We start from the raw sequence: 11631 nt of genomic DNA on the forward strand, positions 1-11631 counted from the left end.
GGGCTGTAATTTGGTTTAGCGGGTCGTTGGAGGACATTTCTTTTGGGGCGGGAGTGCATGGCACGTAGCAACAAAAGTCGGCTTTAGCTGAATGTGCTCCAACGTTTAGTATATGGCAAGTAGGGCAGTAGAAAGCGATAAACTTTCGAGTTTGCACTGAGCCAAAACGTTGTATTTTGTTTTTAATTTATTCATTCTTAAAAGCCAAATTTTTAAGTATTTCCCTATCGGGTAATCTAACGATTTGGCGGTGTTGGTAAATAACACTGAACTTTCGTAAACCACCAAACGCCCTATTTGCTATATACAGTGTTGTAGAGCGTTTTCTTTTCTTACCACATTCCAATCCAATTTTCAAGTTTTCGTTTGAATTCATCAACTGCTAGCCAAGTCCTAACAGATTCAGAATTTGTTTGGTCATATGCTGATAAATATTGAATGTGGATTTGTTCTCCAATTTGTAGTTCTGGTATTTCAGTTTCAAAACCTTCCTTGAGCATATTAGTGATTGATTGATAAAAGTCAACTTTGTTTTTCAATCGCTCAGGAAACCAATCATTAGATTCTGCTCTTGAGTTAAGGATTTCTCCGTCTTCAGTACCTATATGTAATATCCATTCATTATTGCTTGCCTCAATTGCATCTAAATGTTCTCCTGTAGCTGTATCAAAATCCACATTGTCAGAATAATTACTTAGAACACAACTCAACTTTAGGTTGTCAATTGATTCTTTTATTTTCTCTATTCTCCAAATCCATCCATTCGAATCTTTTACAGTCTCTCCGTTGTAAAGCGGTTGCTTGATTTTGAATTCAATTAGTTCAACTTTATGCCCACCAATTCTGTATGAAATTGACCTTCCGTTTTCGTATTCCTTAACTCCAATATTTTCCACATTCTTGGAGTCTGTTGAAAGTCCGCAAATAACTTGTCCTAATGGTGTTTCAAATATTTTTTCTATTGGATTGGTCATTTTTCTAATGCTCTACAACAATTGTATATGATCATTGATCATATATCCATTATACGTAGAGCTGTATTACTGTTACTATTCGAATATTATTCATTTGCAAATGGTTATCCTTTATTTGAACTTTTTTCGATTATTGTTTTCCCAAATAGCTCTCCTAACAATTTCGGCCTTTTCCAAACTGATACTTGTTAATACAATGGAACTTTGTTCCAATGAGTCTTTCATTAGCATATCGATGTCTTCTTGAGTGAGGTAATTGTTGTCTCTTAAATTTCCAAGAATTGCAGAGTATCTATCGGAACTAAAATCTTTATCCAGCATTATCCTTTATTTGAACTTTAATTAATTCTTTTTTGCAATTCCTTCATTTAATTTTTTGAACTAAACTGTCATTATGATACATAGTATGCCTAATTAAGTTCCCAGAATCATCCCATTCTTTTGAATCTCCATTTTTAACTCCATGAGTATAATTCTTCGAACCTATCAAAGTCCCATCTTCATTCCAGTTCAAATATTCTCCATGTAGATTACCAGAATCATCAAAATTCATCTCATGCTTTCTTAAACCATTAAAATAGTAATAAGTATGCCGTCCAACACCAACCCCTTCCTGATTAAAATCTCCCCTGCTTTCAACCGTCTTACCGTCTGGATAATAAAAAGTAGCTCGATTATCTCCAAAAATTGAACTCCATATTGCATACAGAATTCCCAGACCAATTATTGGCAAGACAATGAAGCTCCACTTGGACTTCTTACCAGGCCTTGGGTGGCTAGGCTTTGGTTGACCTAAAACATCTGTATCTTCAATGGATGTTATAATTGTTTGTTCAAACTTTATAATCTTACCTGTTCTTACAAATTTGAAACCCTCTGCGACACATTCAAATGTATTGTCTCTAAAAAAGAAAATATAATGTTTGAAAATATCATTTTCGGAATTAGGTTCTCGAGAGATTACCTTTTCATCCAGTGGAAAATCTTTTGTCCAATTTGAGTTCTTTAATTGATAAAATCCGTAATTATCAATTCCCTTATTATAATATCTAAAGTCACTAAAATTATCCGAGCCCGGTCCACCTAATCTATACTTTAGAACATGATTAAAACGTAATTCAGCTTGCTCATCATCTTCTACATCATTCCAAAGAAATGGATTCAGCAAAAACTTCAAGATTAGGGTAGAATCGTTAATTGAAATCTCGGGACTTGGAGCATTAGGTTCAGCATCAAAATCTAAATTCAATTTGATATATGTAGGTCTAACAATCATCCTTTAATTGAACTTTAAAATTTTTAATAATGCATTCTACAATAAAAATTAAAGAATGTCTTTTCTAAGAGAGCGTATTTCAATTTCATCATCCGCAAGTTTTTCAAATTGGTTTTGATTCATGATAATTAAACCGATATCTGTTAACCCTAATGGCCCAAAACTATTCTCAGTTATATACCTGCCATTTTCAAGTTCAAGAATTCCATTTGAATCGATAGAATGTTCGCCATCTAAGAATCTAAAATGTATGTCTTTAATTTTTCTGTTTTTGAAAAGTATTCTTGAAGCTAACCCACACCGCTGAGCAAATTCAAATTTTGAATACTTGTTTTTATCATGACTTTTAGTCAAGTCATAATCCCCATATGGATCATTAGGGAATAAGATGATTTGACCATCTGAAAACTTAATCTGGGATTGAAACACCTGCATGCTATTATCAATCCTATGATTGAATCTAATTTTTGATATTTTTTTGCCAATTATTTCAGAAATTATCATCGTTTATTTGAACTTTGTTTTGCTGCAGTTCATTTTGTTCGCAGTATTTATCTAATTAATTCTATTTGAAATTTTGTGGCCTCAAATACCATTTGTAAGCCTCTTAGGCTAGGCTGTAATTTATTTTTTTCAAATAGTTCAGTTAAATATTCAGTTTGCTTAGCCACATTATCGTTCTCTTTCTTAAAAATTTGGTATTTCAAGAGAATTAAATTTGCCATAATTTTATCTGATAAACTTAAATCACTTGGATTTAGAGCTTCATCTATTATATTTTTTATTTCGGAATCGTTCTCAGATAGTTCATCGAAAAGATACGCATTAGCCAAGTCAGATTTATTCATACTTGAGTAATCATTCTGATTGGACATATCTTTTCTGTAGGTCATTTTATCTCCATTTAGAAAGTACCATCTCGTATAGGAATCATTTTCCATTTTAATTTCTTTTTCAAATTCTTTCTTTTGTACACTCCAGTTTGTGAAAGCAATTAAAAGCTCGGTTCCATCATCTTTCTTTAAAATTGCAAATCGGATTAAGTAATTTCTTCTTCCAGGTTTTTCAATCTCAATGTCTAATTTGTTTTCTACTGAAACATATTTTTTCATTGCTGTTAAGATTGATGAAACGTCATCTGGACTTGCATCTGGAAATAGATTTTCTCTTAAAAATAGATCGATATATAAATAATGAGTTAAATAAAAATCATCGGTTTTCAGATAATTGGACCCAGTTAAATTACCCGTCTTTATCCTGATTTTTTCAGATTGTGAGAATCCAAAATTTGTGAAAATTAATAAAAGTAAAAGGGGGATTAATGTTCTTAGCATTCTGATAGTATATATTGTGTACAGCTAGTTTTTATCCTTTATTTGAACTTTTGTAAACTTAGTTTTGTTTTAAGGATAGTTTTTTCAATTTGGACTCACTTTCACAAATCCTGAAAAAGTTCCCACCCATAAGTTACCTTTTGAGTCTAGTTCCATATCAGAAATATAGATACTTGGAAATTTTGAGTTCTCAATAGTAAATAAGGACCATTCATTACCATCATATTTAGTTAACCCAACCTTCCATGCACCAATCCAAATTATGTTTCTTTTTTCATCGATTACAAAATCTGCAATCGAATTGGTTGGTAATTTGGAGTTGTCAGTATTCATGACACTCCATTCGCCATTTGGTGTCAATTTTGCTAAACCAGAATGCTTATCTCCCTCGCTATAGAGTGAGAACCATAGATTCCCTTTTTTATCTTCAAAACCATCCAATATTGAACCATGTTTTAAAGGGGTATCAGAATTTTTAAATGACTTGGTCTTTCCATTTTCAATCATTACACTCCCATCATAAATACCCACCCAAATTCTATCTTTACTATCAATAAACACTCCACTGGTCTTGTTACTTGGTAAAGTATTGTTCTCTTTATTATAAACAGTCCATTTATCATCAGAATGTTTGGCTATCCCTTTTCCAGAAGCTATCCAAAGATTGTTCTTACTATCCGCATGAATTCTCCTTCCCCATCCAATTGGCGAATTTATTGAATCAAAGACCTTCCAGTTATAACCGTCAAATTTATACGTATTGTAGCCATCATTAAACCATTTGTTATTCAGGCTATCTACTGCTGAATGCATAATTGATGACGTAAGACGCTTGTCATATATTTCCGTCCTTAGTCCCGAGTTTTTTGAAGTATATAATTCCATTTCACCTTCATCAAATTTCAATATTCCATTATCTGTTCCGACCCAAACAACCCCATCCTTGTCAATAGATAATGCGCGACAGTAGCTATGCCTGATTTTGGAATTTCCCCTATCAAAAACTAGAATTTGGTCTGTTCCCTGGTTATAGTAAGTACTTCTATTTGTGATTTCAAGTTCGGGTTTTTCAGATTTGATTTTTGACATAAAAGAATTATCAAAGAAGTTCTGATAGTTCACTGTTACCCTTCCTCCCTTGAACTTGAAATTCAAAAATACAGTTGCACTTGTAGGCTTGCCATCTTTATCAATAGAGGGTGACCAATCATTCATTTCATTGACAATCTTTCTTATCCCAAGTTTCCGAGAGTTTTGATTCACATCCCTTTGCATACTTTTTACGCACTGCCTACCAAGGCTGTCCACAATAACTTGCACATAAATATTTCCTCTTAAGGTTTTCGGAATGTCAGTTAATCTGTTTTTGAAATAAGCTTTTATATCAGAGCTTGATTTCGCTTTAGGATTGCCACAGTCCAAACAGAATTTTGCCAAATTACAGTCATCATACTTTTCAATGAAAATGTTTTGGCAGTATAAATTTGTTGCAATTAGCATGATACTAATTATAAGTAGTTTCTGCATATCCTTTATTTATACTTTAATATTCCTGTTATAAAGAAGTTTAAAATAATCATTAAAAGGTTAATTCAATATTCTTAACATAAGGGGCTTTGACCACTTTTTTTCGATAAGTTTTATAATTGGAAACAATCATTGGTATAGCTAAACAAATTGAGCCGATTACAGCGCAATAAATTTGGACACTATTTCCCGATGCCGCAGCAGATGTTAACGCAGAGCCGCCACCTACCAAATGTGAAAATATTTCAGTAGGGCCGTATTGTACAGTTGTGTCAATCCGCTTGCCCAGAGATACCAGTTGACTTATTTCCCAACAATAATCCTTCAGTGTTCTCTCTAGTCTTTCCCTATTAGGTCTAGATTGGAAATACGAATAATTAAGAAGCGCTTCAAAATAAGGTCCGCTTCTATTTTTTCTTACTTCTAGTATTTCTTTCGGTTCGACTTTCCTTAAAAAGTCAATTGCAGGTAAAGTTATCTCTAAATCATTTGGTTTTATATTTTCATTTTTAGGTTGATCAATGAATATGGCATCCGACAGGAAATATGAATCAGGTTTATAAGATGAAAAATTAACACCTGCACCTAATTTTTCGGCCATATTCTTGTGATGGCATTTGTTTAACCATGACCATAAAATCTGCAGTGCAAATTGTTTCTCTTGGTCATCTTCCAAGAATTTTAAATTATAATCTAGATGTGTTCCCTTTTTTACATCAAATTCTTTTCCATTTTTTTGAGCTGTTGACTTGATATTTCTTGCTATGGCAAAAAAAGCCTCTGAGCGACTAAGACCCCCATTATTTGTTATTTCAATCGCTCTTTTTAAACTTGAATTTCTCCATTCTTCTGTAGCTTGCCATACTCGAGTCCTAATTTGAATAGATTTCTCATTGTCAACCGCACAGGTTGGTATTTTGTCACCCATGATAAAATGTTCAACCAGATCTCTATATCCTTTAGCTAACTCAACACCATTATCCAAAGTACTTTCACTTTCGAAATGACAGTTTTTAATAAATGCTTCATAACGGGTATTTTCTAATATTTTAATATCCAAATTATGTTCATTTTTACCATAATTTCTTTCACTGGAAAGCTCTTTTAAATTATTAAAAAAAGATAAATTTCTATTACGAATAGTGGGAACAATAATACCTTCTTGAGAGGCCAATTCAAACAAAGAAAATTGATGGAAGGGATTATCTAACACATGAGCTCTTAAATATCTTGAATTGATATAATATGCATCTTGCAGAACCAGTTTTCTTTGAAACAAAACATTATAAATCAAACTCTCTTCGAATGAGTGGCTGTCAACCTCCTGCTTATTAGCTTCATCAGCAGCATTGAAAAAGCTTATATTTTTCTTTTCCATCCTTTTTGAACTTTATTTATTCTTTTCAATTACTACCACTTATAATGGCTCCAGTTTCATTTCCTTCATTAGTTCCATCCGCATGATAATAAATGTAGTCAAAAACATCATCCTGATCGGTATTAACTATAGCGCCAGCTTTTAAATCTGAAATTTCGAAAGGATCATTTTGAAGTATTCCAGTAATTTTCGATTCCTTCCACTCAGTAACTTCAATCCACATCCATTCGTTACCTCCATTATCTGTCTCAAAGGGAGCTTTTAAAAGCAAGGAAAATCCTGGTTCCAGCCCATGGTTAAAAAGTTTTTTATACTCTGGTAATTTTTGTTTTGCCCTATTGCTAGCTGCCAAGACTTTATCGTCGTGATTGATATACTCAACTTGATCGGTCGCTCCGAAAATAGTGCTTATGAGCTCTTCCTGCTCTTCTTGTGGTGACGAGAAATCGAGGTTTTCAAAAATTATTTGGTACTGTTCGTTATAGGCATCTCCTTCTTGGGGAGCTACAGATTTTAGATTCAAGATTCCTTTTTTCTCCGCATTTTCTTCGAGGGAAGAAATCAGGGAATTCCTTACACTGTCATTTTGAATTTTGTTTATGTCAACTAAAATGTTGGACTCATTTGTAATCTTCGGATTCTCAAATAAAGTCTGACCGATCAAATTTATTAGACTTGCGAAAGAGTATTGATTGTTACAACTAATTCCATCAATCGAGATATCTGGTAAACATAATTTACCCATACCGAGGGTAACGGCCCTGCAAAAGCTGCCATCCCGATATAAATGAATAGTATATTGACTTGTAATATCTTGGCTATTATGGTTGAACTTGTCAACCCTATCCGATTTCCAAGAATTACTATTGAACGATTCATAGGTTGCGTAGTCAGTAACAACTGAATTGGACCTATTTAGTAGAGTGTCAATGATTGCGTTTATCTGAATATTATCTGCGATAACATTTTCATTGGTTCCAGTGAAGGTAATAAGCATGGCACTGGTTGGGTTTTGGAGGTTGTCCATTTCTTCTTGCGAAAGATTGTGTCCTGAATGCTGTAAATAGCCAATATCGGGAGCAGGATACTCTTCTTTGGGATTTGAAAAATGAACGATTGTAAACTCATTGGTTTCTGTTTCACTTGAAAGAGAATCTACCAACGTATAGTTTGGTAATAAGTCTGATGTCAACCGTTCGATTGTTTTAGAAGAAACACTGCCATTTTCTTCAAGCGAATAAATGCAGTAAGAAGAATAAAATTGGATATTCTGAACGTTTACTGAGGGTACTGTTTCGGTTTCGGTTTTGTTTTTCTTATTTTGAAAATTGCAACCAAGAACGGCTGTAAAAAAAATAATGCAGAAGGTGACTTTCAATACTTTTCTAAGCAATTGCATCTATTAAATATTTATTTCTTAAACGGATATGTTTTAAAATCGTTTTTTTGAACTTTGTTATTGTGAATTTAACTATTGTTGAGGAATTCCATAAATATCCTTAATAATCTATCCTCTTCACTTTTAATAAAATTCAGAAATCCAAAAATTAGAATTGAAAATAAGAGAAAGGCAATCAAAACAACTGGAAATTCTATTTCTACGAATGTTTGAAAAATTATAACCAAGATTAGTAATACAATCATAAGAATTGGAAGAAAAAGTTTCTTTTTAGTCCTCAAAATGATTTCTGTTTTTAAAACTTCCTTTTCAGCCAAATTTCCGTAAAAAATAATATCACTTTTGGTATTGGGATAGTTCGTATCAAAAACCAAATTAGTTCCAAACGAAAAATTTAAACTTATCACAAAACTATTTTCAGACAGCCATTTGAAATGAAACTTTTTGTGACCTTCATTCAATAGTTTTTTCAAATCCACTAAACTGATTTTTACTGCAAGATTTTCAGTTCGGGATGCGAATAATGATTGAAGTTTCATCTTTTTATTAAACTTTAGTATCGATTAACTCCCTAACCGAATTCACAAAATCTTTGTTGTCCTCTATCCAAGGTTCAAAATCTGAAGAACCTATATTAATTATATAAGGGGCTCCTCCACCATGATGTTCGCTGAAAGGATAAAACTCAATCCAATTCGCTTCTTTGTTTTTGTAAAAAGTCCACCAGTTGACCGAATCAGTAGCTATTTTTTCTAACCGTTTTGATTTTACAAGACTATCGGAAAACTGGACAACACTGAAAACCTTGTATTTCATTAATCCTTTATTTGAATTTTCATAAATGTAGGAAAATCCCATTTATCAAAAATTGGGTTTTCGGTGAAAGGAGAGTAAAACAGTCAATTGGATTTGATTTTCCTTTTGTGCATTTTACAATATGCCTTGTCCAAGTTTTGCTTCTTGTCCCAGAAAAGTGTTCCACACTCTAGGCACTTTCGCCTTCCTTGGTATGCCAGATATTTATAGAGGGTCTTTTTGGATCCAACATCAATGAGCTTCATGATTTCCTCAACACTCAATTTATTGTCCCTGTAGTACCGTTCCGCTAACATGGCTTTGTGCAATGCCTGATTGCTCAGACCAGGCTTCCGGCCGATTTTCATCCCCCGTCGCCTTGAACTCTCAAGCCCTGCCCGTGTCCGTTCAATGATGATGTCCCTTTCCAATTGGGCAACCGAAGCGAACAGGTTGAATATGAACCTCCCGTGTGGTGATGTAGTATCAATGAAGTTTTCCTGAATGCTTTTGAAGTGGATTCCCTTTTGCTCAAAATCCTCAATGAGCTTGGTCAGATGTGAAAGGCTTCTGGCAATTCTGTCCAGTTTCCAGACCACAAGTGTATCACCCTCCCTCAAAATGGACAGCAGTTCATCCAGTCCCTTTCGTTCTGCCTTTGCTCCTGATGATATATCCGCATAAATGTTCTTGGATTTGATTCCTTCCTTCAGAAAGGCATCCACCTGTAAATCGTGTTTTTGGGATTTTGTACTCACCCTTGCATATCCGAACTTCATCTTAGGGGCAATAAAGGGTATATAAGGTAAACTATTTAAGTGTACGGAAAAAGTAAACTCCTTATTATCAATGAACTTGTGTTAGTGCAAAAGTTCAATTAAACGGTGCATTTTGTAAACCAAGATTGTCCCGTTAAAGGTCTATTAACGATACTACTAAAAAAGACCAAGAATCGGACTTATACCTTGGAGTATATTAAATTCAAAATGTTGTCCCTTAAATCGGCGAATTAAAGAGACATATCTAAAAAGTAGTGATTCCTAAAAAATGTTCGTTTTATGGAACCCCTACATAACCCAACTTGCTTTGAATAACCATAAAAAGGTGACAACTACATAAACATACGAATATCCTTGTTCTATTGCATGCAGACTCATTTATAAAAAATTAGTGATGACATTTTGAAGGTTTTTCGATATATAGAAAAGACCTTTAACATGAAAAAAACAAATATTTATTATCTCAGTGTTATTGTTTTAATTCTTTGTTCTTGTAGCAAAGATGATACTGGTGGAGACATTGTAAATGAAAATAATATCCAAGGACTATGTCCAGAAATTCAAGGTGTCACGGCCATATATTGGGAGTTGGGCCATGGCATTCCAGCTCCTTTAACGCAAGTACCTTTGATACCAAATCCAGGACAACGTTATATACACAGTCAATTTCCAGGATTAGGCTTCACAATTCCTCAAAGCTATACTCCATTTGAAATTGCAGATCCACAAACTGGGACTAGAGGAGTCAATGTAATCCGGAATGATGATTCGGCCATATTTAGATATGTTCCGGGTACACAAGCCGTTGGTCAAGTTTCTTCTCAGAGCATCATTGCCAACGAGATTAACAGTATGTTTTCATTTTTTAATTTTACCGGTACACCAGAAGTGGTTTGTAGGACACTTCCTTCTGGTAATCAATCTATTTCTGGAATTCCCATGGAATTCAATGCTAGGTTGCTCCGTTTTAATAATATGACAGCAATAATCACTGTAAGGTCATTATTAATTTCGGGGAGTACTTTCTCATCCATTTCAGCAGTGGCAGCACCTACCTCAGAATTTGAAACTGAGGTATTAAATACTTTTCTGCCAATCAATTTTGAACTATTGGTAGGCCCAGGGGGTAGTTTTGTGGATAAGGATGAGGATGGGGTACCTGCACTTGAAGATCCGGACGATAATAACCCCAATGTTCCTTAGTTGAATAAAAGTTAGAGTTAGTTAATTTCATACGAAGATATCCAACCGGATATGAATAAGAGCCTTCCTAATATGGGAGGTTCTTTTTTTAGGCTTTTTGTGTTGGACATAATTAAACTTTATGGCAGCTCCGCAAAACTGAGCGTTCAAACTGGAAATGGAGTAGCTTGAAACTATCTTTTTGATATAGTGCTATGATGAATTTATATTTCTATGAAAAAGGGATATTCAATTATTTATTTTCTGTTAAACATTACAAAACATTTGTAATAGCACAACCTCCACAATTTCCAAAATCCATATTGTAAATTTTAGGAATTATAGAGCTAAAGAGTAATTAAGTGCTTGTATTATTTAACTACTTTCCAAAAGTATACCCCACAGACACTTGAAAGACCAATATAGAAGTTCCTTCTGTATCACCGGCATCATCTCTAATTACATCAGAAATTTTATAGTTAAGGCGAAATTGAGTAAACCAATTTTTGTTAAAACTGTACGTTGTCCCCAGTGTAATTCCGGGCGCCATTGTTTTATAACGCTCCATTGGATTGTCAGCCTCCCTAAATTCAGCAACCTTTACGCCCAAGTGTAGTCCTCCGTCCACCGTCAAATTATTGGGGAGTTGATACTTGGCAAGCACTGGAATGTTTAGATATGTTATGCGTTCGCGCCCTACGCTTTGGCGCCTACCCACGATTGAAATGTGCGGTTCTAAAGCTATGGCCCATTCTTCGTTTATAGTTCGATCGGCAACACCTCCGAAATGCGCATTGGGATAGACGACTTGTTTGTCATCACCTAAGTCTCCAAAAAGAACCGATAAATTGCCTCCAGCTTTGATGCCCAACGTCCAATGCTGAAATAGACCGTCGTTGTTGGAACTGCCCTGTTGTCCATAAGTTAAGCACACAATAAATAGGGCGAAAATTCTTGTAATTGTTTTCATTTGGTTTGATTTTTAAT

12 protein-coding genes are annotated in these 11631 nt (G+C 34.2%); 1 reads left to right on the forward strand and 11 read right to left on the reverse strand.

The features are described 5' to 3' along the window. Positions 1 to 332: 332 nt before the first annotated feature. The 10 genes from IAG46_RS13325 to IAG46_RS13370 all read right to left on the reverse strand — a co-directional run bounded on the left by IAG46_RS13325 (position 333) and on the right by IAG46_RS13370 (position 9462). Positions 333 to 974 (reverse strand): hypothetical protein, encoded by a 642-nt coding sequence (locus IAG46_RS13325; RefSeq protein ID WP_190810886.1) that lies wholly within the window; start codon positions 972 to 974, stop codon positions 333 to 335. A 111-nt stretch (positions 975 to 1085) separates the two neighbouring features. Next, a complete protein-coding gene (locus IAG46_RS13330; RefSeq protein WP_190810887.1) occupies positions 1086 to 1295 on the reverse strand; it encodes a hypothetical protein in 210 nt (69 codons plus the stop codon). A 43-nt stretch (positions 1296 to 1338) separates the two neighbouring features. After that, the gene (locus tag IAG46_RS13335) at positions 1339 to 2223 is read right to left on the reverse strand and encodes a toxin-antitoxin system YwqK family antitoxin (protein ID WP_190810888.1); all 885 of its coding nucleotides are present in this window, start codon (positions 2221 to 2223) and stop codon (positions 1339 to 1341) included. Positions 2224 to 2298: 75 nt separating this feature from the next. After that, the gene (locus tag IAG46_RS13340) at positions 2299 to 2754 is read right to left on the reverse strand and encodes a hypothetical protein (RefSeq protein ID WP_190810889.1); all 456 of its coding nucleotides are present in this window, start codon (positions 2752 to 2754) and stop codon (positions 2299 to 2301) included. Between the two features lie 47 nt (positions 2755 to 2801). Continuing rightward, on the reverse strand, positions 2802 to 3584 hold the full coding sequence (locus IAG46_RS13345; protein ID WP_190810890.1) for a hypothetical protein: 783 nt from the start codon (positions 3582 to 3584) through the stop codon (positions 2802 to 2804). A gap of 84 nt (positions 3585 to 3668) precedes the next feature. Next, positions 3669 to 5111, reverse strand: a complete 1443-nt coding sequence (locus tag IAG46_RS13350) for a two-component regulator propeller domain-containing protein (protein ID WP_190810891.1) — start codon at positions 5109 to 5111, stop codon at positions 3669 to 3671. Between the two features lie 52 nt (positions 5112 to 5163). Next, positions 5164 to 6489, reverse strand: coding sequence for a hypothetical protein (locus IAG46_RS13355; RefSeq protein WP_190810892.1), 1326 nt, complete (start codon positions 6487 to 6489; stop codon positions 5164 to 5166). Between the two features lie 25 nt (positions 6490 to 6514). Further along, complete coding sequence (locus IAG46_RS13360) at positions 6515 to 7888, reverse strand: DUF2314 domain-containing protein (RefSeq protein WP_190810893.1); 1374 nt, start codon at positions 7886 to 7888, stop codon at positions 6515 to 6517. A 546-nt stretch (positions 7889 to 8434) separates the two neighbouring features. Next, on the reverse strand, positions 8435 to 8704 hold the full coding sequence (locus IAG46_RS13365) for an Imm27 family immunity protein (RefSeq protein ID WP_223826709.1): 270 nt from the start codon (positions 8702 to 8704) through the stop codon (positions 8435 to 8437). An 83-nt stretch (positions 8705 to 8787) separates the two neighbouring features. Further along, positions 8788 to 9462: a recombinase family protein gene (locus tag IAG46_RS13370; protein ID WP_190810895.1), complete on the reverse strand. Its 675-nt coding sequence runs from the start codon at positions 9460 to 9462 to the stop codon at positions 8788 to 8790. Positions 9463 to 9900: 438 nt separating this feature from the next. Here IAG46_RS13370 and IAG46_RS13375 point away from each other — a divergent pair, with 438 nt between their 5' ends. Next, entirely contained in the window at positions 9901 to 10665 is a 765-nt protein-coding gene (locus IAG46_RS13375; RefSeq protein ID WP_190810896.1) for a hypothetical protein, read from the forward strand. Positions 10666 to 11023: 358 nt separating this feature from the next. Here the strand turns inward: IAG46_RS13375 and IAG46_RS13380 are convergent, their stop codons facing one another. After that, positions 11024 to 11614 carry an outer membrane beta-barrel protein gene (locus IAG46_RS13380; protein WP_190810897.1) on the reverse strand — a complete coding sequence of 197 codons (591 nt, stop codon included), beginning with the start codon at positions 11612 to 11614 and terminating at the stop codon, positions 11024 to 11026. Positions 11615 to 11631 lie beyond the last annotated feature (17 nt).

This window comes from Flagellimonas sp. S3867, from assembly GCF_014698935.1.
Taxonomy (GTDB): Bacteria; Bacteroidota; Bacteroidia; order Flavobacteriales; family Flavobacteriaceae; genus Flagellimonas.

Coding starts and splice junctions, on each gene's coding strand:
- IAG46_RS13370 (WP_190810895.1), bottom strand. CDS start 9,462: ATGAAGTTCGGATATGCAAGGGTGAGTACAAAATCCCAAAAACACGAT.
- IAG46_RS13355 (WP_190810892.1), bottom strand. CDS start 6,489: ATGGAAAAGAAAAATATAAGCTTTTTCAATGCTGCTGATGAAGCTAAT.
- IAG46_RS13375 (WP_190810896.1), top strand. CDS start 9,901: ATGAAAAAAACAAATATTTATTATCTCAGTGTTATTGTTTTAATTCTT.
- IAG46_RS13365 (WP_223826709.1), bottom strand. CDS start 8,704: ATGAAATACAAGGTTTTCAGTGTTGTCCAGTTTTCCGATAGTCTTGTA.
- IAG46_RS13325 (WP_190810886.1), bottom strand. CDS start 974: ATGACCAATCCAATAGAAAAAATATTTGAAACACCATTAGGACAAGTT.
- IAG46_RS13380 (WP_190810897.1), bottom strand. CDS start 11,614: ATGAAAACAATTACAAGAATTTTCGCCCTATTTATTGTGTGCTTAACT.
- IAG46_RS13330 (WP_190810887.1), bottom strand. CDS start 1,295: ATGCTGGATAAAGATTTTAGTTCCGATAGATACTCTGCAATTCTTGGA.
- IAG46_RS13340 (WP_190810889.1), bottom strand. CDS start 2,754: ATGATAATTTCTGAAATAATTGGCAAAAAAATATCAAAAATTAGATTC.
- IAG46_RS13360 (WP_190810893.1), bottom strand. CDS start 7,888: ATGCAATTGCTTAGAAAAGTATTGAAAGTCACCTTCTGCATTATTTTT.
- IAG46_RS13345 (WP_190810890.1), bottom strand. CDS start 3,584: ATGCTAAGAACATTAATCCCCCTTTTACTTTTATTAATTTTCACAAAT.
- IAG46_RS13350 (WP_190810891.1), bottom strand. CDS start 5,111: ATGCAGAAACTACTTATAATTAGTATCATGCTAATTGCAACAAATTTA.